At 68.5% G+C, this 22,056-nt stretch carries 21 protein-coding genes and 1 pseudogene; 13 read left to right on the forward strand and 9 right to left on the reverse strand.

What is annotated here, in order from left to right; genetic code table 11:
- Positions 1-46 precede the first annotated feature (46 nt).
- Positions 47-1,072: an AraC-like ligand-binding domain-containing protein gene (locus AC1RNC_RS11730; RefSeq protein WP_492886379.1), complete on the forward strand. Its 1,026-nt coding sequence runs from the start codon at positions 47-49 to the stop codon at positions 1,070-1,072.
- Between the two features lie 6 nt (positions 1,073-1,078).
- Here AC1RNC_RS11730 and feoB read toward each other — a convergent pair whose 3' ends face one another.
- Both feoB and AC1RNC_RS11740 read right to left on the reverse strand, forming a co-directional pair.
- A complete protein-coding gene (feoB, locus tag AC1RNC_RS11735; protein ID WP_492886577.1) occupies positions 1,079-2,977 on the reverse strand; it encodes a ferrous iron transport protein B in 1,899 nt (632 codons plus the stop codon).
- Positions 2,978-2,998: 21 nt separating this feature from the next.
- On the reverse strand, positions 2,999-3,316 hold the full coding sequence (locus AC1RNC_RS11740; protein ID WP_492886380.1) for a FeoA family protein: 318 nt from the start codon (positions 3,314-3,316) through the stop codon (positions 2,999-3,001).
- Between the two features lie 294 nt (positions 3,317-3,610).
- On the opposite strand from AC1RNC_RS11740, the gene tipF reads away from it, so the two are divergent.
- From tipF to AC1RNC_RS11755, 3 genes are all read left to right on the forward strand, one after another.
- On the forward strand, positions 3,611-4,885 hold the full coding sequence (gene tipF / locus AC1RNC_RS11745; protein ID WP_492886382.1) for a flagella assembly cyclic-di-GMP phosphodiesterase TipF: 1,275 nt from the start codon (positions 3,611-3,613) through the stop codon (positions 4,883-4,885).
- A 259-nt stretch (positions 4,886-5,144) separates the two neighbouring features.
- Positions 5,145-5,882, forward strand: a complete 738-nt coding sequence (locus tag AC1RNC_RS11750; RefSeq protein WP_492886384.1) for a methylated-DNA--[protein]-cysteine S-methyltransferase — start codon at positions 5,145-5,147, stop codon at positions 5,880-5,882.
- Positions 5,879-6,565, forward strand: coding sequence for a 2OG-Fe(II) oxygenase (locus tag AC1RNC_RS11755; RefSeq protein ID WP_492886386.1), 687 nt, complete (start codon positions 5,879-5,881; stop codon positions 6,563-6,565). The genes AC1RNC_RS11750 and AC1RNC_RS11755 overlap by 4 nt, the downstream gene beginning before the upstream one ends.
- On the opposite strand, the gene AC1RNC_RS11760 is transcribed toward AC1RNC_RS11755, so the two are convergent.
- Both AC1RNC_RS11760 and AC1RNC_RS11765 read right to left on the reverse strand, forming a co-directional pair.
- Positions 6,562-7,128, reverse strand: coding sequence for an NnrU family protein (locus AC1RNC_RS11760; protein ID WP_492886388.1), 567 nt, complete (start codon positions 7,126-7,128; stop codon positions 6,562-6,564). The two genes, AC1RNC_RS11755 and AC1RNC_RS11760, sit on opposite strands and share 4 nt — an antisense overlap.
- Before the next feature lie 30 nt (positions 7,129-7,158).
- Positions 7,159-8,223, reverse strand: coding sequence for an aspartyl beta-hydroxylase (locus AC1RNC_RS11765; RefSeq protein ID WP_492886389.1), 1,065 nt, complete (start codon positions 8,221-8,223; stop codon positions 7,159-7,161).
- A 58-nt stretch (positions 8,224-8,281) separates the two neighbouring features.
- Between AC1RNC_RS11765 and AC1RNC_RS11770 the strand changes: the two genes are divergently transcribed.
- The 6 genes from AC1RNC_RS11770 to ileS all read left to right on the forward strand — a co-directional run bounded on the left by AC1RNC_RS11770 (position 8,282) and on the right by ileS (position 15,611).
- Positions 8,282-8,878 (forward strand): aspartyl/asparaginyl beta-hydroxylase domain-containing protein, encoded by a 597-nt coding sequence (locus AC1RNC_RS11770; protein ID WP_492886391.1) that lies wholly within the window; start codon positions 8,282-8,284, stop codon positions 8,876-8,878.
- A 47-nt stretch (positions 8,879-8,925) separates the two neighbouring features.
- Positions 8,926-9,786 (forward strand): TIGR01459 family HAD-type hydrolase, encoded by an 861-nt coding sequence (locus AC1RNC_RS11775; protein WP_492886579.1) that lies wholly within the window; start codon positions 8,926-8,928, stop codon positions 9,784-9,786.
- Positions 9,787-9,806: 20 nt separating this feature from the next.
- The gene (locus tag AC1RNC_RS11780) at positions 9,807-10,232 is read left to right on the forward strand and encodes a MaoC family dehydratase (RefSeq protein WP_492886581.1); all 426 of its coding nucleotides are present in this window, start codon (positions 9,807-9,809) and stop codon (positions 10,230-10,232) included.
- Entirely contained in the window at positions 10,232-11,173 is a 942-nt protein-coding gene (locus AC1RNC_RS11785; RefSeq protein ID WP_492886393.1) for a bifunctional riboflavin kinase/FAD synthetase, read from the forward strand. The genes AC1RNC_RS11780 and AC1RNC_RS11785 overlap by 1 nt, the downstream gene beginning before the upstream one ends.
- Before the next feature lie 194 nt (positions 11,174-11,367).
- Entirely contained in the window at positions 11,368-12,474 is a 1,107-nt protein-coding gene (locus AC1RNC_RS11790) for a S1C family serine protease (RefSeq protein WP_492886395.1), read from the forward strand.
- Positions 12,475-12,641: 167 nt separating this feature from the next.
- Positions 12,642-15,611, forward strand: coding sequence for an isoleucine--tRNA ligase (gene ileS / locus AC1RNC_RS11795; RefSeq protein WP_492886396.1), 2,970 nt, complete (start codon positions 12,642-12,644; stop codon positions 15,609-15,611).
- Here ileS and AC1RNC_RS11800 read toward each other — a convergent pair.
- A complete protein-coding gene (locus AC1RNC_RS11800; RefSeq protein ID WP_492886583.1) occupies positions 15,608-15,757 on the reverse strand; it encodes a hypothetical protein in 150 nt (49 codons plus the stop codon). The two genes, ileS and AC1RNC_RS11800, sit on opposite strands and share 4 nt — an antisense overlap.
- Here AC1RNC_RS11800 and lspA point away from each other — a divergent pair.
- Together lspA and AC1RNC_RS11810 are read left to right on the forward strand one after the other, a co-directional pair.
- Positions 15,751-16,254, forward strand: a complete 504-nt coding sequence (lspA, locus tag AC1RNC_RS11805) for a signal peptidase II (protein ID WP_492886398.1) — start codon at positions 15,751-15,753, stop codon at positions 16,252-16,254. The genes AC1RNC_RS11800 and lspA overlap by 7 nt on opposite strands.
- A 124-nt stretch (positions 16,255-16,378) precedes the next feature.
- Positions 16,379-16,951, forward strand: coding sequence for a DUF3035 domain-containing protein (locus AC1RNC_RS11810; protein WP_492886400.1), 573 nt, complete (start codon positions 16,379-16,381; stop codon positions 16,949-16,951).
- Positions 16,952-17,013: 62 nt separating this feature from the next.
- Here AC1RNC_RS11810 and AC1RNC_RS11815 read toward each other — a convergent pair whose 3' ends face one another.
- Positions 17,014-17,922 (reverse strand): TraB/GumN family protein, encoded by a 909-nt coding sequence (locus AC1RNC_RS11815; RefSeq protein WP_492886402.1) that lies wholly within the window; start codon positions 17,920-17,922, stop codon positions 17,014-17,016.
- A 117-nt stretch (positions 17,923-18,039) separates the two neighbouring features.
- On the reverse strand, positions 18,040-19,056 hold the full coding sequence (locus tag AC1RNC_RS11820; protein ID WP_492886404.1) for a TraB/GumN family protein: 1,017 nt from the start codon (positions 19,054-19,056) through the stop codon (positions 18,040-18,042).
- A 142-nt stretch (positions 19,057-19,198) separates the two neighbouring features.
- Between AC1RNC_RS11820 and mutL the strand changes: the two genes are divergently transcribed.
- Positions 19,199-21,121, forward strand: a complete 1,923-nt coding sequence (gene mutL, locus AC1RNC_RS11825) for a DNA mismatch repair endonuclease MutL (protein WP_492886406.1) — start codon at positions 19,199-19,201, stop codon at positions 21,119-21,121.
- 7 nt (positions 21,122-21,128) lie between these two features.
- On the opposite strand, the pseudogene AC1RNC_RS11830 reads toward mutL, so the two are convergent.
- Together AC1RNC_RS11830 and AC1RNC_RS11835 are read right to left on the reverse strand one after the other, a co-directional pair.
- A pseudogene (locus AC1RNC_RS11830) lies at positions 21,129-21,215 on the reverse strand (hypothetical protein); the annotation flags it as partial.
- 6 nt (positions 21,216-21,221) lie between these two features.
- Positions 21,222-21,995: a MerR family transcriptional regulator gene (locus tag AC1RNC_RS11835; RefSeq protein ID WP_492886407.1), complete on the reverse strand. Its 774-nt coding sequence runs from the start codon at positions 21,993-21,995 to the stop codon at positions 21,222-21,224.
- Positions 21,996-22,056: the final 61 nt, after the last annotated feature.

Genomic DNA, 22,056 nt, shown 5'->3' on the forward strand with positions numbered 1-22,056 from the left:
GGGATTTTCGCCGGGATGAGTCTCGGCCGTTCGGCGAGGCCTTTGCGTGAATGAGCGTCTGAGTCGGGATCTATGGGTGCTGGACGCCCGCGAGCAGCCCGACGCCGTCGAACTGTACCGCAAGGCCTGCGCGCATCTGTTCGACATCACCCTGCTGTCGCCCGAGGCCGACTTCCACAACCGGCTGGAAGGCTACCAGCTTGGCCATGTCGTCTTCGCGCGATGCGTCGGCGTTCCCCAGCGGTTCGAGCGCAAGCTCACCCACATCATGGCCGACGCGACGGACACCGTCATGGCGGTGCTGGATCTGGGGAAGAACGTCTGGCGCGCCGACTATGATGGCCGCGAGGCCAGCAGCGACATGGGCGCGATCCGGCTGGTGGACATGGCGCGGCCCTACCGCTCGACGATCCAGAGCCCCTACGTCACGCTTTACCTCATGATGCCGCGCAGCCTGCTGGACCCGCGGGCCGCCGGCCTCGACTTCCACGGCCGGGTGGTTTCGGAGGCCACCCCGGCGGGGAGGATGCTGGCCTCGCATCTGCGCGCCCTGTGGGAATCCATCGAGACGATGACACCGGCTGAAACGCCGATGGCCGCGAAGGCCACGACCGCCCTGGTGAGCGGCGCGATACTCGCCTGCGGTGAACCGATGGGCGCCGATCCGCGGCCGCTGGAGAAGGTGCTGCTGATCGCTGGCCAGCAGTTCGTCGAGCGGCGGCTGGACGATCCCGACCTGTCGCCGGAGACGGTGCGGGAGCACCTGGGCGTGTCCCGTAGCCAGCTCTACAAGGTGTTCGAGCCCGCCGGCGGCGTCAGCGCCTTCATCCAGCGGCGGCGACTGGACCAGGCCTTCGACGTGATCCTTCAGGACCGCGCCGAGCAGATGACGCTGGCAGAGGTCGCCTATCGCCATGGCTTCCGGTCGGACGCCCACTTCAGTCGCGCCTTCCGGGCCCGGTTCGGCGTCACGCCCGGCCGACTGCGCAAGCTGGGCGAGGCGGCGCGCCAGGAGGGCCTGTCGGCCCAGGAGCGCCCCGACGATGTCTTCGCCTGGCTAAAGGGCCTGTAGCAGACCTCAGCCCGCGCCCATCGCCACGGCGACGTGATAGGTCACGAACGAGGCCAGATAGGCCAGGCTGGTCATGTAGACGAACATCACCGTCGGCCAGGTCCAGCCGTTGGTCTCGCGCTTGACCACGCCCAGGGTCGCCGCGCACTGCGGAGCGAAGACGTACCAGGCCAGGAACGACAGGGCGCTGGCCAGCGACCACTGGTGGGACAGCAGCGAGCCCAGGGTCGTGGCGGCCGCGTCGCCGTCGCCGCCCACCGCATAGACCGTGCCCAGCGCCGCCACCGCGACCTCGCGGGCCGCGAAGCCCGGGATCAGGGCCACCGTCATCTGCCAGTTGAAGCCGATCGGGGCCATGACGGGCGCGATGAAGTTACCGATGCGACCGGCGAAGCTGTAGTCGATGGCCGGCCCCGTCGCGCCTTCCGGCGGATAGGGGAAGGTCGACAGGACCCAGACCAGCACCATCAGCGGCAGGATGATCCGGCCGGCGCGGCTCATGAAGATCCGGGCGCGGGTCCACAGGTTCATCAGCACGTTACGCGGCTCGGGCCAGCGATAGGTCGGCAGCTCCATCATGAAGGGCTCGACCGCGCCGCGCCAGAACACGCGGCGGATGACGAACGAGACCAGCAGGGCGCTGACGATGCCGCCGGCATAGAGGCCGAACATGACCAGGCCTTGCAGCGACAGCACGCCCCAGACGGTCTGCTTGGGAATGAAGGCGCCGATGATCAGGGTGTAGACCGGGATCCGCGCCGAGCAGGTCATCAGCGGCGCGACCAGGATGGTGGTCAGCCGGTCTTCCTTGTTGTCGATCACCCGCGTCGACATGATGCCGGGAATGGCGCAGGCGAAACTGGACAGCAGCGGGATGAACGCCCGGCCGTGCAGGCCCGCCCCGCCCATGATCTTGTCCATCAGGAAGGCCGCGCGGGCCATGTAGCCGCTGTCTTCCAGCAGCAGGATGAAGAAGAACAGGATCAGGATCTGCGGCAGGAACACCAGCACGCTGCCGACGCCGGCGATCAGGCCGTCGGAAATGAAGCTGGTCACCAGGCCCGCCGGCAGGTGGGCGCTGGTCCAGCCGGCGATAGCCGCGAAGGCCCCGTCGATGCCGTCCATGACGGGCGTGGCCCAGGTGAACACCGCCTGGAACATCACGAACAGCAGGGTCATCAGGATCAGGACGCCGGCGACGGGGTGCAGCAGCACGTCGTCGATCTTGCCGGTGACGGTGTCCGGACGCTCGGGCGGCTTCACGCAGGCCTTGAAGATGCGCTGGGCCTCGGCGTGGGCGGCCCGGATCTCCCCGGCGGCCGGCTCGTGCCAGACGTTCTCGGTCTCGACCTTGCGGGCCGCGACCAGGCCCTCGACCTTTTCCAGGAGCTCGGGCAGGCCGCGCTTGCGGGTCGCCACCGTGGTGACGATCGGCGCGCCCAGTTCCTGGGACAGGCGCTCCAGGTCGATACGCAAGCCCTGGCGTTGGGCGATGTCGTACATATTGAGGGCCAGCACGAACGGCCGGCCCACCTGCTTCAGTTCGAGAGCCAGGCGCAGAACGAGGCGCAGGTTGGTGGCGTCGGCCACGCAGATCAGCACCTCGGGAGCCAGTTCGCCCTCCAGCTTGCCGATCACCGCGTCGCGGGTGACGACCTCGTCCGGGCTGCGGGCCCGCAGGGAATAGGTGCCGGGCAGGTCGAGCACGCGCATCTGTCGGCCGGAGGGCGTGGTCAGCACGCCTTCCTTCCGCTCGACCGTGACGCCGGCATAGTTGGCCACCTTCTGGCGGCTGCCGGTCAGGGCGTTGAACAGCGCGGTCTTGCCGGAGTTGGGGTTGCCGACCAGGGCGACCAGGGCGGGCTCGGCGGCGGCGTCGGAAACAGCCGCGCCGTCCTGGCTCAAGGAGGTGTCTAGGGCCAAGGTCTAGAGTCCGTCGAATTTCACGGTGACGGCGCCGGCTTCGCGGCGGCGCAGGGCCACCCGAGTGTCGTCGACGCGCACGGCGATCGGGTCGCGGCCGAACAGGCCCTCGTGCAGCACCTCAATGGCCGCGCCCTCGACGAAGCCCATCTCCAGCAGGCGTCGCTCAAGCTCCTCCGCCGCCACGGACTCGGCCGCGCCGGACGCGCCGGTGACCTTGACGATCACCCCGCGATCGCCCCGCCCGGCCTTGGCCAGGGGACGCACGTCGAGAGTATCGGCTGGGTTGAATTGAGGGGACAACGCGAACGCTTCGGACATAATGGCTCCGATTAGATTGCGAACGATTATCAGTCGGAGAGACCAATGTCGATTCAGCGATCCGCGCGTCTTGGGTTATGATCGTCCTTAAGGGTCTTCCGCCGAAGTGTTCGCGGTTCGGCGGTCGGAAGATCCGTGACCGAGAAGAACTCGCCTGCTTATCCGGCTCGGATGGAACATCCGATCCGGGCAGGCTAGCGGGCTTTGGGACCGAATGGCGCAGGGGCGTTAATAGATTCGACTCTTCGACCGTGGGCCGGTCTGATTACGTCTTACGATTCGTGTGGGCGAGTGATGCGTAGGCTGATGCTGGGGCTCCTGACGGGGGCTTATCTTTGTCTGGCTTTGATCGTCTCCCTCTTCCTCTGGAGGATGGGCGCGACCCCGGCTGTCGGCGTCTCGGCCTTCATCGGCGCGCTGGGCCTGTGTTTCGCCTTCCACGGCCTGCTGGGTCAGACGTTCCTGGCCGCCGCCCTGCGCGGCGACATCGACACCGTGCGCGAGGCTCACGCCATCCTGCTGGACCAGATCGAGAAGGTCGACGCCCGCGTGTCGGACCTCGTGGAATCGGTCGCCGCCGACGCCCAGCGCCGTACGGAAGAGCTGTCGACCGAGGTCCATCAGCTGGAAGACCTGATCGGACAGATGAACGACCGGCTGGAGCACCAGCTCAGCCACCAGGTCGCCGCCGCCTCGGCCCGTAGCCACAATCTGGGCCGCGAGCGCGCGCCGCAGGCCAGCCACATGCTTCAGGTCGTGCAGGACGCCTTGGCCGAGAACCGCGTCGACCTCTACCTGCAGCCGATCGTCAGCCTGCCCCAGCGCCGCACCGTCTTCTACGAAAGCTTCTCGCGCCTGCGCGACGAGACCGGCCGCGTGATGATGCCGGCCGAGTACCTGGCCGTGGCCGAGCCCGAGGGCCTGATGACGGCCATCGACAACCTGCTGCTGTTCCGCTGCGTGCAGATCGTCCGTCGCCTGGCCAAGCAGGACCGCAAGGTCGGCATCTTCTGCAACATCTCGCTGGCCAGCCTGGGCGACGAGAGCTTCTTCCCGCAGTTCCTCGAATTCATGCAGGCCAATAAGGACCTGGCCGGCGCGGTGATCTTCGAGCTGGGCCAGGCGGCGTTCGATCGCCGGGGTCCGGTCGAGGCCCGTCACATGGCCCGTCTGGCCAGCCTGGGCTTCAGCTTCAGCCTCGACAAGGTCAGCGACCTGGACCTGGACTTCCAGGATCTGGCCCGCGCCGACGTCCGTTACCTGAAGGTCGGCGCCCAGATGATGCTGGACCAGCTGGAAGAGCAGGACGGCAAGCTGGTCATCGCCTCGCTGCCCGACTTGAACGCCGCCGACTTCGCCGCCCTGACCCGCCGCTATGGCATCGAGGTCATCGTCGAGAAGGTCGAGGCCGAGAAGCAGATCGTCGACATCCTGGATCTCGATATCGGCTACGGCCAGGGCCACCTGTTCGGCGAACCGCGCGCCATCCGCGACGCGGTGCTGGCCGAGGCCGAGCCGCCGCAGGACTTCATCCGCGGCGCCCTGCGCCGTCGCGCCGTCGGCTGGTAGGCCCCTAGTGTGCTGGATTTGAAGTTCGCCCGTACTTGGATCAGGCTCTGAGCGAACTTCAAATCCAAAAAAGCACACTAGAAACATAAACTTACTAGTGTCCTTATCGATTCCGAAGTTCGTCGGAGCTTGCCACAAACGCTTGCGAACTTCGGAATCGGGACACTAGACTGCTGACAGCTTTGGGCGCTGGGCCGCAAGCTTCGGAATGATCGCCGGCGTGGCCTGGCGCATGGTCTCCTCACGAAAGGAGATCCCCATGATCGCTTCGACCTATCCCAATGATGACGCGCGCTGGAACGCCATGCGCGCCAAGGACCGCGCCGCCGAGGGCGCCTTCTATATCGGCGTGCGCACCACCGGCGTCTATTGCGTCGCCAGCTGCGGCGGCCGTCCGCTGCGCAAGAACGTCGCCTTCTACGCCACCCGGGAAGACGCCCGCGCCGCTGGCCTGCGCGCCTGCCTGCGCTGCAAGCCCGACATCAATCGCGAGACCCTGCGCTGGGCCGTCGGCGAGACCAGCCTGGGCCTGGCGCTCGTGGCCCGATCGGACGCCGGCCTGCGCCTGGTCACCCTGGGCGACGACGTCGAGGCGCTGCGAGCCGACCTGGAAAAACGCTTCAAGCACGCCCGGATCGTGCCGGACGATGAGGGCCTGAACGCCGACCTGGGGGCCGTGGCCGGGATCGTTGATCATCCCGACCGCGCGCTGGACCTGCCGATCGACGCCCAGGGCACCGAACTGCAGAAGGCCGTCTGGGCCGCCCTGCGCGAAATCCCGGCCGGCCGGACCGCCTCCTATGCCGAGATCGCCCGCGCCATCGGCCGGCCCAGCGCCGCGCGCGCCGTGGCCCAGGCCTGCGGGGCCAATCCGCTGGCGGTGATCACGCCCTGCCACCGCGTGGTCCGCGCCGACGGCGGCCTGTCAGGCTACCGCTGGGGCGTCGAGCGCAAGCAGGCCCTCCTGGCGCGTGAAGGGGCGCGCGTGGCCGCGTGACACTCGACTGGATTCGCATCGGCGCCGAGCTCGACGCGCGCGGCTGGGCCCTGACCGGTCCGATCCTGAAGCCCGAGACCTGCCAGGGGATCGCCGACCTCTATCTCCAGGACGCGGGCTTCCGCAGTCGGGTGGTCATGGCCCGCCACGGCTTCGGACGCGGCGAGTACAAATACTTCAGCTATCCCCTGCCGGACGTCGTGCAGCGGCTCCGGCAGGGTCTCTACGGTCCGTTGTCGACGATCGCTAACCGCTGGGCCGAGCGTCTGGACGAAGACCGCCGCTTCCCTGAAGCGCTGGACGACATGCTGGCGCGCTGCCGCGAGGCCGGCCAGGCGCGGCCCACGCCCCTGCTGCTGACCTACGGCCCCGGCGACTACAACTGCCTGCACCAGGATCTCTACGGCGAGCACGTCTTCCCGCTGCAGGCGGCGTTCCTGCTGGACGAGCCGGGCCGGGACTTCGACGGCGGCGAGTTCGTGATCGTCGAGCAGCGGCCCCGCCAACAGAGCGCGCCGCAGGTCGTGCCGCTGAGACAAGGCGAGGCCGTGATCTTCGCGGTGCGCGAACGGCCGGCCGAAGGCGTGCGCGGCGTCCACCGTCGCGTGCTGCGGCATGGGGTGAGCGAGATCCGCTCAGGCCGACGGCGGACCCTGGGCGTCATCTTCCACGACGCGACCTAGCCTAGCGGCGAGACCCCGAACAGCAGCCGGTGCAGGAAGACCACGAACACCGCATACAGCGCCGTGCCCGCCACGACCGCGATCACGTCCGCGATCGGCTTGGTCACCACCGGCGCCGGCTCTCCGCGCCCCAGGGCCGAGATCAGGTCCACGATCGCCCAGACCAGAAACGCCCCGAACAGCAGCGCCGAGGCCTGGTCGCCATTGGCCAGCAGGTGGCCGGCCGACCACAGGATGGTCCCCAGCAGCATCGGGTGGCGCACGGTCGCCTTGATCCGTCCGACCGGCCCGTTCGAGCCGGCCAGCAGCACGAAAGCGATCCAGACCAGGCCCATCGCGGCGTGAAGGCCCCAGGGCGGCGGGTCGTAGAGCTGCGGCGCCATCGGCCGGAACTGGATCCAGCCCCAGATGATCAGCCCCAGCCCGACGGCCGAGATAACCGAATAGAGCCCTTTCCAACGCCCCGGATTGGCGGCGACCTGGGCGTTGCGGAACGGCGCGGCCAGGATCCGCACCGAATGGACGCCCAGAAACAGCATCAGCCCCAGGATCAGTATCGTCATCGGCCCCTCCCGTTTATCCCGGGATCATAGTCACGGAACGACGATTTCCGAAAGCTGGCGCAACCGCGCGTGAGCGATCGCCAGGCGCCCCTCGCACGCCGCCAGGATCGCGGGGCTGATCTCGCGGCGCTTGGCCTCGCTGTCGGGCTTGAAGGCCTCGCCCGGAGCCTTGGCGTTCACGCCCGCGACCGCCCGCGTCGCCGCCTCGACGTCGCAAGCCGGCGTCAGTCCGAAATGCGGCAGCACCCGCGTGAACACCGCCTCCGGCAGGTCGCGATAGTCGACCAGCATCCCGCCGCCGACCGCCCAGCCGTCCAGCGCGCCCTCGCAGACGCTGGCCAGAACGGCCGCATGATAGAGCGGATCCCGCGGGTTCCCCCACGCCAACCCGAGGATCGAGGACGGAACCAGCGAGGGGACCATCTGGCTTCCGGCGCGGCGGGCGTGGGAGACCATCACCTCGACGGGCTCGCGATACGAGAAGATCCAGGGCGTGTCGGGAAAGGCCGCCCGAAACAGCGGGAGCGCCCGGCTGTTCCAGCAGTCCAACTTCAGGAACAGCCGCGCCTCGCCGATCCCGCGCGGCCGGGCGAAGGCGGCGACCACGGCGCGCAGCAGGGCCGGATCGCCGCGCCGCGCCGCCGCGTCGATCGGCTGGGCCTCCGAGATCACGGTGGCGTCGCGATCGGCCGCCAGCATCCGCGCGATCAAGGTCGAGCCGCAGCGGGACATGTGAAAGACGAGACCGTCCGGCGCGCGCGAACCCGACGGCAAAGCCGAGAGCGGCGTCTCGACGGCGAACAACCGGTTGATCGCCAGAAAACCCGCCGTCAGCAGTTCGTGCGCGTAGAAGCCGTCGTGCAGCCCCCGGCGCCCGAACCACCGCCAAGACACCCGGTCGTCGTCGATCGCGGCCGGCAGCCAGCCGGGCGGCGGCGCCTGGTCGAGCCGGATCGGCTGAGCCTGCCAGCCGGGCTGCTCCAGACCCAACGCCAACGCGGCCGCCCCGATGTCCTGCTCCTCGGCGAGACGCGCGCGAAGATCCGCATCGGACAGCAGCCGCCCGAAGGCCGCCAGGCTCGGCGCGAGGGTCATTCGGGCTCCGGCAGATCGTCGCTTGTGGCGACGCGGAGCACCAGCATAAGCTGAAACCATGCGCTTTCCAGACCGCGTGCGTTTGCCCTTGGCCTTCGATCCGGACCGGCTGCGCGCGGATCTCGCGCGGGTCGAAGCCGACACGACCTGGGTCTCGCATTTCGTCCGCCAGAACTATGACGGCGACTGGAGCGCCATCGCCCTGCGCTGCATGGCCGGCGAGACCCATCCGATCCGGATGATCTATTCCGACCCGGTCCGCACCGACTACGTCCCCACGCCGTTCCTGGAGGCCTGCCCCTATTTCCAGTCGGTCCTGGCCGCTTTCGAATGCCCGCTGACCAGCGTGCGGCTGATGAAGCTGGCGCCCGGCTCGGTGATCAAGGAGCATACCGACCTCGATCTGTGCGCCGAGGACGGCAAGGCGCGTATCCACGTCCCGATCGCCAGCAACCCGGACGTCGAGTTCAAGGTCAATGGCGTCCCTGTGCCACTGGCTCCGGGCGAGGCCTGGTACCTGCGCCTGTCCGACCCTCATACGGTGGCCAATCGCGGCGACATCGACCGGGTTCACCTGGTGATCGACGCCCGCATGAACGACTGGCTGGCCGAACAGATGAGCCTTGCCCTGGCGACCGAGGGGGCGAGCGCCTAGATGGCTCCTGGTTGACGCCCACTCCCGCGAGCTTTACCGCCCAATCCATGATGGACTTTCCCGCCGGCCTTTCCGACCTTTCCGACCGCTACGACGTGGTGCTGTGCGACGTCTGGGGCGTGATCCACAACGGGGTGGAGAGCTTCCCCGAGGCCTGTGTGGCGCTGACCCAATGGGGTGAGACCAAGGGTCCGGTGGTGCTGATCTCCAACTCGCCGCGGCCCTCGTACGACGTGGTGGCGCAGCTTGACGGCCTGGGCGTACCGCGCTCGGCCTGGCAGGGCTTCGTCACCTCGGGCGACGCGACCCGGGCGCTGCTGACGCCGCACACGGGAACCAAGGTCTGGAAGATCGGCCCCGAGCGCGACGGGCCGCTGTGGGCGGGCTTCGACCTGACCCTGGCGGGCCCCGAGGACGCCGACTTCATCCTGTGCTCGGGCCTCTACGAGGACGAAAAGGAAGTCCCCGAGGACTATCGCGATCGCCTGAAGGTCGCCGCCGACCGGGGCCTGCTGTTCATCTGCGCCAATCCCGATCGCGTCGTGCAGCGCGGCGAGCGCCTGATCTTCTGCGCCGGGGCCCTGGCCGATCTCTATGAGACCCTGGGCGGCAAGGTGGTCATGGCCGGCAAGCCCTATGCGGCGATCTACGACCTGGCCGTGGCCGAGGCGGCGCAACTGCTGGGTCGTCCCGTCGATCGCGACCGCGTGCTGTGCATCGGCGACGGCGTCATCACCGACGTGAAGGGCGCCCGCGACCAGAAGCTGGCCTGCCTGTTCATCGCCAAGGGCATCCATGGCGAGGCGGCCGTCGGGCCCGATGGCCTGCTGATCCCGGAGGCCGTTCAGGCCCTGCTCGACGCCGAGGCCGTGGGCGCGACCCACGCCATCGGCGATCTGGTCTGGTAAGCAACAAGAACAAGGGGATCATCATGCAGGGCAAGTTTCTCGAAGAGCTGAGCGTCGGTCAGTCGGCGCAGCTGGTCCGCACGGTGCGCGAGGCCGACATCGTCGCCTTCGCTCAGGTGACCGGCGACACCAATCCGGTGCACCTGGACGCCGACTACGCGGCCAAGACCAGCTTTGGCGGGCGCATCGCTCACGGCATGCTGTCGGCCGGCTACATCTCGGCGGTGCTGGGCACCACCCTGCCCGGGCCCGGCGCGATCTACCTGTCGCAGACGCTGAAGTTCAAACGCCCGGTCAGGATCGGCGACGAGGTCACCGCCGTGGTCACCATCTCCGAGATCAACGAAGCCAAGGCCCAGGTCACCCTCGCCACCGTCTGCAAGGTGGGCGGCAAGGCGGTCGTCGACGGCGAGGCCGTGGTCATGGTTCCGCGCAAGGCCGCCTGATGCCGCTCAAGACTGTCAACGCCTGGAAGAACCTCCCCGCCGACGAGCGCGGCGCCGCCGTGGCGCTGGGCAATTTCGACGGCGTGCATCGCGGCCACCAGCAGGTGATCGCCCAGGCCGCGAAAGCGGCGCTGGCCGACCACACGCCGCTGGGGGTGATCACCTTCGACCCGCACCCGCGCCGCCTGTTCCGGCCCACCGAGCCGGCCTTCAAGCTAATGACCCACGGCCAGCAGGCCCGGGCGTTGGGCGGCCTCGGCGTCGACCTGCTCTATCTGCTGCCGTTCGACTTCGAGATGGCCAGCTTCGGCGACCGCGAATTCGTCGAAAAGGTGCTGGTCGAGGGCCTGGGCGTCAAGCACGTCGCCGCCGGCTTCGACATCTCGTTCGGCCGCGGCCGCAGCGGCAGCGCCGACCTGCTGAAGACCTATGGCGACGAATACGGCTTCACCGTTTCGATCGCCGAACCCGTGGCCAGCCGCGACGGCGACAAGTTCTCCTCGACGGGCGTCCGCGACGCGCTGCGCAACGGCGAGCCGGCCCAGGCCGCCCGCATCCTGGGCCGCCCCTTCGCCATCGAGGGCGTGGTGCGCCGGGGCCAGCAACTGGGCCGCCAACTGGGCTTCCCCACCGCCAATGTCGAGGTCGAAGACTATGTCGTCCCCAAGCTGGGCGTCTACGCCACCCGCACCCGTCTGCCCGACGGTCGCGAGGTGCCCGGCGTGGCCAATCTCGGCAACAATCCCACCACCGGCATGGTCGAGACGCGGCTGGAGACCTGGCTGTTCGACTTCGACGAGGATCTGTACGGCCAGATCATCGAGACCGACCTGATCGCCTTCCTGCGACCGGAACTGAAGTTCGACAGCCTGGAGCTGATGATCGAACAGATCCGCCGCGACGAGCAGGCGGCGCGGGCGATCGTGGCGCCGGGGTTCTGACTCAGCACTAACCCCCACCTGACCACGCTCCGCGTGGTCTGTCCGCCCCCAAAGTGGGTGGCGGAGAATCTCTCCTCCCCCTTTGGGGGAGGGGGACCGGCGGACGCCGGTGGAGGGGGATCGCGCGGCGCACGAAACCCTTTCCCCTCTTCCCCCGTCCCGTTAACCTTGTTTAACGGCTGGGTGGGGACCGCATGCTCAAGGGGCGCAAGTACCGGGATTTCGCGCGCGCCAGGCAGCCGGCGAAGGCGCGGGCCCACGAGATCCTGGCCTATCCCGAGGGCGCGCAGTTCGTGTTCGACACGGGCAAAGCCATCGAGATCGAGGGCGGTTATTGCGCCCTGCCCGACGGTGACTTGCTGGACGCCTATTCCAACGCCGTGGTCCGCGCCGTCGAACGAGTCGGGCCCAGCGTCGTGCGCATCCATCCGATGCTGGAAGACCCCCGGATGTCCGGCGTCGGCTCGGGCTTCGCCATCGGCGCCGACAAGGAGCTTGGGGGCGGGCTGATCCTGACCAACAGCCACGTGATCCAGGGCGCCAGCCGCTTCGTGGTCATCACGGCCGAGGGCCGCAACTTCACCGCCCGCTGCGTCGGCGACGATCCCGACACCGACCTGGCCATCATCAAGATCGACCAGGCCGCCGACATCCCGGTGGCCCGGCTGGGCGACTCCAAGAAGCTGCGGCGCGGCCAGTTGGTCATCGCCATCGGCGCGCCGCTGGGCTTCGAGGCCACGGTGACCACCGGCGTCGTCTCGGCCATGGGCCGGTCCTTGCGCGGCGAGCGCGGCCGGCTGATCGAGGACCTGATCCAGACCGACGCGGCGCTCAATCCCGGCAACAGCGGCGGCCCGCTGGTCAATTCGACTGGCGAGGTGATCGGCATCGCCACCGCCATCATCGCCGGCTACCAGGGCCTGTGCTTCGCGGTGGCGGCCAACACCGCCCGCTTCGTGATCGGCGAACTGCTGGCGCACGGCCACGTGCGACGCGGCTCGATCGGCCTGATCGCCCAGCAGGCCCCGATCCCGCCGACCCTGGCGCGGGCGACGGGCGTCCAGCAGCCCTATGCGGTCTATGTCGCCCATGTCGATCTCGGCGGCCCAGCGGCCAAGGCGGGGATCAAGGAGGGCGACCTGCTGGTCGCGGCGGGAAACCAGATCCTGACCGGCCTCGACGACCTGCTGCGCGCGCTGGACCACCACAGCATTGGCCGCGCCACCGCGTTTCTGATCATCCGCAACGCCCGCCTGATGACCGTGACCGTCACGCCGAAGCTGCGGAAGCCGGGGGCTTAGCCGAAGCCTTTGCGCCCCGGCCCGCCCTCTGCTATCCCGCTGGCCATGAATTTCGTTCGGAAGATTTCGCGAATTATCCGCCCGGCGTGACGCCGCCGGACGATCCTCCAGCGCGCGCCGGGTTTTCCCGCCCTCTTCCGACCCCTTTCAAGCCGGACACCTATTCCATGGCCGACGACGCCACGACCGCCCGCGACTATCGCGAAACCGTCTTCCTTCCCGACACCCCGTTCCCGATGCGCGGGGGCCTGCCCAAGAAGGAGCCCGAGATCCTGGAGGGCTGGGCCGCCCTCTCCGACAAGGGCCTCTACGGCGCCGTGCGCGCCAAACGCCAGGCCGACGGCGCTCCGCTGTTCGTGCTGCATGACGGCCCGCCCTACGCCAATGGCGCGATCCACATCGGCCACGCCCTGAACAAGACGCTGAAGGACTTCGTGGTCCGCTCGCGCTTCGCCCTGGGCTACGATGTCGACTACGTGCCCGGCTGGGACTGCCACGGCCTGCCGATCGAGTGGAAGATCGAGGAAGAGTTCCGCGCCAAGGGCCGCCGCAAGGACGAGGTCCCGGCCGAGGAGTTCCGCACCCGCTGCCGCGAATACGCCGGCGGCTGGGTCGAGGCCCAGAAGACCGAGTTCCAGCGCCTGGGCGTCCTGGGCGACTGGTGGAACCGCTACGCCACCATGGACTTCACCTCGGAAGCCACGATCGTCGCCGAGTTCCACAAGTTCGCCGCCAGCGGCCAGCTCTATCGCGGCTCCAAGCCGGTGATGTGGAGCCCGGTCGAGCGCACGGCCCTGGCCGACGCCGAGATCGAGTATCACGACCACGTCAGCCCCACGATCTGGGTGAAGTTCCCGGTCAAGGTCTATGACGAGGAGCACTACGCGCTGTCGGGCAATCCGGCCGGCGATAACATCTTCCGTCTGGCCCCCAACGACGCCAGCGTCGTGATCTGGACCACCACGCCGTGGACCATCCCCGCCAACCGCGCCATCAGCTTCAACCCCAAGGTCGAGTACGGCCTCTATGAGGTGGAAACCATGGAGGAGAACCTCGAGTTCGCCCCGTGGTCGAAGGCCGGCGACCGCCTGATCGTCGCCGACAAGCTGGCCGAGGACGTCCGCAAGGCCGCCAAGGTCGCGACCTGGCGCCGGGTCGAGCCCGTCGATCCTGCCGGTCTGGTCTGCGCCCACCCGCTGGCCCAGTTCGATGAGGGCTTCGGCTTCGACGTCCCCCTCCTCGCCGGCGAGCACGTCACCGACGACGCCGGCACGGGCTTTGTCCACACCGCCCCGGGCCACGGCGCGGACGACTATCTGGTTTGGCTGAAGAGCGGCTACGCGCTGGACTCCATCCCCGACACCGTCGACCCGGACGGGGCCTACTACCCGCACGTCCCGCTGTTCGCGGGCCTGAAGGTCATCGAGACCGAGGGCAAGAAGGCCGGCAAGTTCGGCCCCGCCAACGCCGCGGTGATGGACAAGCTGATCGAGGCTGGCGCCCTCTTGGCGCGCGGCCGCGTCGAGCACAGCTATCCGCACAGCTGGCGCTCGAAGGCCCCGATCATCTTCCGCAACACCCCACAGTGGTTCATCCGCATGGATCAACCGCTCGAGAGCGGCCAAACCCTGCGCGAGACGGCGATCCAGGCGATCGCCGACACCGCCTTCCACCCCGACGCCGGCCGCAACCGCATCGGCTCGATGGTCGAGACGCGCCCCGACTGGCTGGTCAGCCGTCAGCGCGCCTGGGGCACGCCGCTGGCCATGTTCGTCGACAAGGAGACCGGCGCGCCGCTGATGGACGCGGCGGTCAACGCCCGCATCCTGGCGGCCATCCGCGAGGGCGGGGCCGACGCCTGGTTCTCGCGTCCCGACGCCGACTTCCTGGGCGACGCCCATGACCCAGCCCAGTACGAGAAGGTCGGCGACATCCTGGATGTCTGGTTCGACAGCGGCTGCACCCACGCCTTCACGATCGAGGGCCGGGCCGACAGTCACTGGCCGGCGGATCTGTATCTGGAAGGCTCGGACCAGCATCGCGGCTGGTTCCAGTCGTCGCTTCTCGAAGGCTGCGGCACCCGCGGCCGCGCGCCTTACAAGGCGGTTCTCACCCACGGGTTCACCCAGGACGAGAACGGCGAGAAGATGTCCAAGTCCAAGGGCAACACCGTCGAGCCGCAGACCATCACCAAGGAAAGCGGCGCCGAGATCCTGCGTCTGTGGGCGGCGATGGTCGACTATTCGGAAGACCAGCGGATCGGCAAGACCATCCTGGCGACGACGACCGACGCCTATCGCAAGCTGCGCAACACCACGCGCTACCTGCTGGGCGCCCTGGCCGGCTTCGATGAGGCCGAGCGGGTCACCGACTACGCCGACTTCCCGCCGCTGGAGAAGTACATCCTGCACCGCCTGTGGGAACTGGATGGCCAGGTGCGCGCCGCCTACGAGGCCTATCGCTTCTCCGACGTGACCCGTCCGCTGATCGAGTTCTGCCAGGGCGATCTGTCGACCCTGTTCTTCGACATCCGCAAGGACAGCCTCTATTGCGACGCGCCGAACGCCCTGCGTCGGCGGGCCTATCGCACGGTGCTAGACTATGTGTTCGAGCGCCTGACCATCTGGCTGTCGCCGCTGACCAGCTTCACCATGGAAGAGGCGTGGCAGACGCGCTTCCCCGAGGCGGGCTCCAACAGCCTGCGGGTGATCCCGGCGACGCCGGCCGAGTGGCAGAACGACGCCGAGGCCGCCCGCTGGGCCAAGGTCGAGACCGTGATGTCGGTGGTGACCGGCGCCCTGGAAGTCGAACGGCGCGAAAAGCGGATCGGCTCGGCGCTGGAGGCGGCGCCGGTCGTCCACGTCGCCGACGCCGACCTGCTGGCCGCCTTCGACGGCCTGGACGCCGCCGAGGTGTTCCGCACGAGCGCCGCGACCCTGGTCGCCGGTGAAGGCGGCGCGTTCACGACCGACGAGGTCAAGGGCGTGTCGGTGGATCCCAAGCTGGCCGAGGGGAACAAGTGCGCCCGCTCGTGGCGCATCCTCCCCGAGGTGGGAACCGATCCCCGCTATCCGGAGCTTAGCCTTCGCGACGCCGAAGCTGTGGCGTATTGGGACGCGACGCACGCGACGGCCTAACCATCCTTGTCATCCCGGAAGCCTCGCAGAGGCTGTCCGGGACCCAGGGGCCACCGCACTGCATTGGCCCCTGGGTCCCGGCTTTCCGCTTCGCTGCGGCCGGGATGACAAGCTTTAGGAACGTGGCTTAGGTAACGGAATGAAATCGATCACCCGCCTCGGCTGGACCGCCTACGCCGTCGCCGCCGCCACCCTGGTTCTGGACCAGATCTCCAAGCTCTGGGTCCTGGGACTGCTGGGCCGCGAGCAGGGCGCGTCCCTGCCGCTGCTGGGCCCGCTGCGCCTGACCATGGTCCATAACTACGGCATGAGCTTTGGCCTGCTGCGCGACCACGACTGGGGCCGCTGGCTGCTGATCGGCTTTTCAATTCTCGTGGTGATCGGCCTGTCGTTCTGGGCTCGCAAGGCCAACAAGCTGCTGCCGGCCATCGGGGTCGGCATGATCATCGGCGCGGCGATCGGCAACAACCTGATCGACCGGGTGCTGTACGGCTATGTCGTCGACTTCATCGACGTCTCGCGCCTGAACTTCCCGTGGGTTTTCAACGTCGCCGACTCGGCGATCAACATCGGGGTGGCCCTGCTGCTGATCGACAGCTTCCTCTATGGTGAAAAGAAGCTGGCCGAGCCGACAGACACTTAGAGCCGCCAAGGCCTTCAGACCGAATGACGCCGCATTCGCGTGGGAGATTGGCGCCCGGGCGAGGATGTCGTATCGAGAGCGTCCAAAATTTGGGCCGGGGGTCGGCCTGCTGGAGCATGGTTTGATGAGTTTCAATCGGGTCGCGACCGTGAGCGCCCTGACCGTCGTGGCCGTTATCGGCCTCGCCGGCTGTGGTTCGACCAAAAAGGCCCTGGGCATGAACAAGGTCGTGCCTGACGAATTCCGCGTCGTCAGCAAGGCCCCGCTGGTCGTGCCGCCGGACTACGCCCTGCGTCCGCCGGCGCCCGGCGAGCCGCGCCCGCAGGAACTGCAGCCGGAAAGCGCCGCTCGCGCCGCCCTGATCGGCCAGAGCAACGCCGCCGGTCGTTCGGAAGGTGAAAAGCTGCTGGTCGCCCGCGCCGGCACCGACAAGGCCGATCCGCTGATCCGCTTCGTGGTCGACGACGAGAACGGCGACCTGGCCCACAAGGACGAGAGCTTCGCCAGCAAGGTGATGTTCTGGAAGAAGGGCCAGCCCAAGACGACGAACGTCGCCACCGCCGCCGAGTCGGGCGCCAACGCCCCGGCCGAGGTCGACGCCGCCGCCGAGGAAGCCCGTCTGAAGAAGCTGGTGGGCGCCGGTGGCGTGGTCATCAGCCGCGAGAAGAAGACCGGCATCAAGCTGCCGGGCCTCTAAGCTCAGGCGCGCCGAGACAATCGAACGGCCCGGAACCTCGCGGTTCTGGGCCGTTTGTCGTTTCAGTCCTCGTCTTCCAGCTGCGCCGGCGTCTCGACGACGTAGCCGCGCTTGCGAAGCCGATCCAGCACCCCGCCCTGGCGGAGCAAGGGCGTCAGGGTGACGAAGGCCACGGCCCCTTCCTTGCGGTCCAACACGTTGGCGATCGCGTCGGTCATGGCGGTTTCATTGTTCTCCAGCGCGTCCTGCAGCGTCTTCATCGCCTGAACGCAAGGGTCATAGGCCGCCGGGCCGATCAGCAGCGTCCGCACATCGCCGCGCATCCAGGCCTGAGCCCGTTGCTCACGCATGGCGACAGGATCACGCGGCCGGATCGCCCAGCGGACGCAATTAAGATTGTCGCTGCCGCCCGCCTTGAACCCGGCCTTCATCGCCTGCGCCTCCTGACCGGAGACGAACTCGAACTTCGCGCCCAGGCGGCGCGCCTTGGCTTCGAGATCCTGGGATGGGCCAGGCTTGGGCTTGATACGGGATTCCAGGTCGGTCTTGATCAGGACGCCGGCGAAGTTCGGCCGGAACTTGCCGTAGACCTCGACCTTCTGGCCGGCCATGGCGGCGACATCGGCCACGCGCGCGCGTTCGGCGTCGGTCAGTTCGGCCAGCCAGTCGCGGTCGGCCCGCACGGACTCTCGCGAGAAGTTGGTTTGGCTGCGCGGAATGGCGATGACGCGCTTGGAGGCCTTAACCCGGCGTTCGAACGCCCTGGTGTCCCACGACGCGGAGGCGGGCACCGCGACGCCGACGCCTAGCACCCAGACCTTGGCGTCGCCCTTGCTGACGCTCCACCAGGCCGGCCCGGGCGTGCGGGCGTTGACGACGAGGGCGTCGACCAGCACGGCGTCGTTGCTCTCCTGGGCCAGGGCGGGCGTGGCCGCTAGCGCCAAGGCCAACGCGATCAGAACGGCTCTCATGAGACCCCACGGCTCAACGTGAGGTTATGATGTCGGGCCGAAGCGGTGTCGGCGTCAATCCCCCGGAGCCGGGACAGGGGTCGCCGCGTGGCCGGGGCGAAGGCCTGAGCGGGCGCCCTAAGGCTGGACTTCGGCCGGCGTGGTGATCGTGTAGCCCTTGGCCTTCAGCCTGGCCAAGACGCCCTCCTCCGACAGCAGCGGTCGGAAGTTGACCAGCGCCACCGACTTGCCGGGCGTCTTCAGGGCCTGCTCGATGGCCTTGGTCGAGCGGTCGATGGTCTTGCGGATTTCCGAGGCCACGCCCGGCGTCGCCGACAGGCAGGCCTGGTAGCCGCGATCGGCCGCCGCGAGCTTGACCACGTCGCCTTCGGCCCAGCGCTGAGCGGTCTCGACGGTCCGGGAGCCGCCGGCGTCGGCCTCGCGCAGGCCCGCGTCCAGGCAGAACTCCTGCATCGGCTTGGGCAGCGAACCGACCGATTTCAGGGCGTCGATCACGTCGTAGCCGTCCAGCTTCTGGATGCGCGGCCGCTTCTTGAGGTCGCTCTTCCTGGCGATCGCCTCGACCTTGTCGGCCACGCCGCCGCTCTGGATGCTGATCGAACCGCCCTTCTTCATGTTGGCGACCAGGAAACCGGCGAAGGCCGGCTTGATGTCGTCCATGCTGTCCAACTTCTCGCCGCCGTCGGCCAGGCGCGTCTCCAGGCGGGCGCGCAGTTCGGGCGGCAGCGTGTCGCGCATCGGCTTGTCGGCCAGAAAATAGCGCCGGCCGCCCACGGCCAGGGCGATGATCCGCACGACGCTGACGTCGGGCTCGGGCGCCATGATCAGGCGGTTGGCGCCATCGAGGCGACGCTCCAGCACCGAGGTGTCGAAGGTCAGGGTCTTGGGCGACAGGGCCGGGATGGCCAGGATATAGACCGTGCTGTCGGCGTCCGACACCTTCCACCAGGCCGGGCCGGGCAGCTTGGCGTTGACGACCAGTTCCTCGACCAAGGTCCCTTCGGGGTCGGCGGCGTGCAGGTCGACCGGCGCCGTCTGGTGGATCGACACCTCATTGCGAGCCTGCGCCAGCGCCGATCCCCCGCAAAGCAGCGAAAGGGCGAGACCGGCGGCGGCGAAACGGCGAAGGGTCACTATCTGTCTTCCTCGAACGGCGGCGGAATCGAGATAAACTCCGCGATCTCCCTGTCGTTGGCTGATCGGCGTTAGGTCGGTCAACTTAAGGAGTTGCAATGCTGGCGCTTTCGCTCCGGCCTGCCTCGTGAAAGTCCCCGTGATGCCCATCCGTCGCCTGCCGCCCGAGACCGTCAACCGCATCGCCGCCGGCGAGGTGGTCGAACGGCCCGCGAGCGCGATCAAGGAGCTGGTCGACAACGCCATCGACGCCGGCGCGACCCGTATCGAGGTCGAGGCCCACGGCGGCGGCCTGACCCGGATCCTGGTCGCCGACGACGGCTGTGGCCTGTCGGCCGAGGAACTGCCGGTGGCCATTGAGCGCCACGCGACCTCGAAGCTGGCGCCCGACGAGGATGGTCTCTGGGACCTTCTGCGCATCCACACCATGGGCTTCCGGGGCGAGGCCCTGCCGTCGATCGGATCGGTGGCGCGCCTCCAGATCAGCTCGCGCGCCAAGGGTTCGAGCGACGCCCATTCGATCCTGGTCGAGGGCGGTCAGGTCGGCGATGTCGCGCCCGCCGCCTTTCCCGGCCCGCATGGGGCGCGGATCGAGGTGCGCGACCTGTTCTACGCCACGCCAGCGCGCCTGAAGTTCATGAAGTCCGAGCGCGCCGAGGCCCTGGCGATCACCGAGGAGATCAAGCGCCAGGCCATGGCCAACGAGAGCGTCGGCTTCTCGCTGGACATCGACGGCCGCCGCATCCTGCGCCTGCCGCCCGAGCATCCGGGGCCGCAAGGTCGACTGGCGCGCCTGGCCGCCGTGCTGGGCCGCGACTTCCAGGACAACGCCATCGAAATCGACCAGGTGCGCGACGGCGTGCGGCTGTCGGGCTTCGCGGGCCTGCCGACCTACAACCGCGGCAACGCGGCCCACCAGTACCTGTTCGTCAACGGCCGGCCGGTGCGCGACCGCCTGCTGCAAGGAGCCCTGCGCGCGGCCTATGCCGACTTTCTCGCCAGGGACCGCCACCCGACGGCGGCGCTGTATGTGACGCTCGACACCAGCGAGGTCGACGTCAACGTCCACCCCGCCAAGGCCGAGGTCCGCTTCCGCGACCCGGCCCTGGTGCGCGGCCTGATCGTCGGGGCGCTGCGCCACGCCCTGGCCGGGGCCGGCCACCGGGCCTCGACCACCGTCGCCACCCAGGCGCTGGACAGCATCCGCGCCCAGCAGAGTCCCTTCCCTGGCTATCAACCGGGATACCAGCCCGGCCCCTCGCCCGCCGGATTCTCGGCCTGGCGTGAAGGCGGCTGGACGCCGCCGACCCAGCGGCCGATGGATCTGCCGGGGCTGAACGAGGTCTCTGCCCGCGTCGAGCCAAGCTACTCGCCTGGTTTGGGGGGCGAACTGGCCGAGGTGGTGCGCGAGGCCTATGCCAATGTCGCCTTCGAGGACCGCCCCGCGCCGGACTACGCGTCCGCCGCGCCATTCGACCCCGTGGATTTCCCGCTGGGCGCGGCCCGGGCCCAGGTGCACGAGACCTATATCGTCGCCCAGACTCGCGACGGCATGGTCATCGTCGACCAGCACGCCGCCCACGAGCGCCTGGTCTATGAGCGCATGAAGGGCGAGATGGCGGCCGGCGGTGTTTCCCGCCAGACCCTGCTGCTGCCCGAGGTGGTCGACCTCGATCCCGCCGAGGCCGAGCGCGTGGTCGCCCGGTCCGAGGAGTTGGCCAGCCTTGGTCTCGTCATCGAGAGCTTCGGCCCCGGCGCGGTGCTGGTGCGCGAGACGCCGGCCCTGCTGGGCAAGACCGACGCCGCCGCCCTGGTCCGCGACATCGCCGACGACCTGGCCGAGAACGGCGCGGCCCTGGCGCTGAAGGAGCGGCTGGAGGAGGTCTGCTCGACCATGGCCTGCCACGGCAGCGTCCGCGCCGGCCGCCGCCTCAACGGGGTCGAGATGAACGCCCTGCTGCGCGAGATGGAGGCCACGCCCCACTCAGGCCAGTGCAACCATGGCCGGCCGACCTATGTCGAGCTGAAGCTGGCCGACATCGAAAAGCTGTTCGGACGGCGGTAGCGCATGATCCTCGCCCTTCGACAAGCTCAGGGTGAGGATCAGGGTCGACGCGGTGGAAAACCTCATCCTGAGCTTGTCGAAGGACGAGGTTTTCGGCCCCTCAGGCTGCCCGCTTCTCCGCGAATGCGCGCATCGCCTCGGCCAAGTACTCGGTCAGTCCCGGCGCGACCGCTTCGTAGCGCGCCGTGAACTCCGGATTGTCCAGGTACAACCGCCCCAGCCCCATGAACGCGTCCGGGGTCGGTTCGCGGTTCCAGGACTTGGCGATCCAGGCCCAGTGGCGGCGCATGATCGCGCTGACGACGGCGCTATCGGCGGGCAGGCCCTGAGCCAACGCCTTGGCCATGTCGGCCTCGATCGCCAGGGCTTCCTGCTGGAAGCCGGCCCAGTCGCCCTTGCCCCAGCTTTCCATGCCCGCCTTCGAATGGGCGATCTTCTCCGCCATGCCGTCGCCGTAGCGTTCGACCAACTCGGCCTCGTGCCTGGCCTGCTTCGCCGGGTCGAATCCCCTGAACATCTCTTTGTCTTCCATCGTCTCGTCTCCTGTGAGGTCGGCGAGGGTGCGGTCCACGATGTCCACCAGCTTGGCGTAGCGTTCGGCCTCGGCCGCCAGGCGTTCGCGATGGGCGCGAAGCGCGGCGGCGAGGTCGAAGGCCGGGTCGTCCAGCGCGGCCTGGATGTCCTTCAGCGGAGTCTCCAGGGCGCGATGGAACAGGATCTGTTGCAGACGCAGCAGATCCTGGCGGTCATAGTAGCGATAGCCGTTGGCGCCGACGGCGCGGGGCCGCAGCAGGCCGATGGCGTCATAGTGGTGCAGAGCCCGCACCGAGACGCCCGACAGCTTCGCCATCTGCTTGACCGTGTAGACGCTCATCCGGTGTCCTTGGTGAACCTTCCCTCTTCGATGGAAGGATCAGTCAGGTCTGACGCGGCGT

It is taken from the genome of Caulobacter sp. GW822-FHT01G02 (assembly GCF_058802865.1).